The sequence below is a fragment of the Priestia sp. P5_B4 genome (assembly GCF_056400385.1).
Window position 1 is genome coordinate 1 of sequence record NZ_JBFULJ010001358.1, and the last position, 710, is coordinate 710.

1 pseudogene is annotated in these 710 nt (G+C 29.0%); it reads left to right on the forward strand.

The features are described from left to right. Positions 1-420: 420 nt before the first annotated feature. Positions 421-710 (forward strand): annotated as a pseudogene (locus AC1DRF_RS30975) (hypothetical protein); the annotation flags it as partial.

A 710-nucleotide genomic window follows, 5' to 3' on the forward strand; every position in this document is an offset into this window, starting at 1 on the left:
GAATTATAGAATGGTGAGATTTTCACTTCAAACCTGTTCATTTCGCTCGTAAAGATAAAAGTGGATTCATCGTACAAAAAGCTCTCATTTTGGTTCTTTTTAAGTGGAATACATTCAAATAATGAAATAAAGTCTAATTCTTCGGGACAATCTCGCATTTGTTTCCTCCTTGGTCGTAACTATCTATTTAAATAGATCCTTTTGCACAGTATTAAAAAACAAAAATTCCTCAATTATTTTCCCATATACTTTAATACTCTTCAATTACCTTATGTATATTCCATGCACAGTTAGTTAATATAATCACAGTGATTGGTAGCATTTCTAAAATTAATGTTTAAAATGGTAGTTAGTTGAGTAATATTTAATTTTTATTTATAAACAAGAAGGGATACCATTTAAATGTTTTATATTCATATTATGGATTGGGCAAAGAAAAGACCTAAAAAGCATTACAATAATATACACGGACTTAGGGTTTTCGAATTGATTTTTTGTAGGAAATTAAAGGATTTAGGATTCGCATTAGACGAACTTAACAGCATTACTTTATATTGTCTAGCCGACCCCAATAAGGATATATCATACTCAGAAATGAAAGCTTTTCAGGAGGTTGAAATTCTTCTCCCAGATGATTATATGTTATTTATAGAATTAGAATCTGTTGAAGAAAAATATCAAGCATTTTGTAACATAGTTAGAAGCTATGT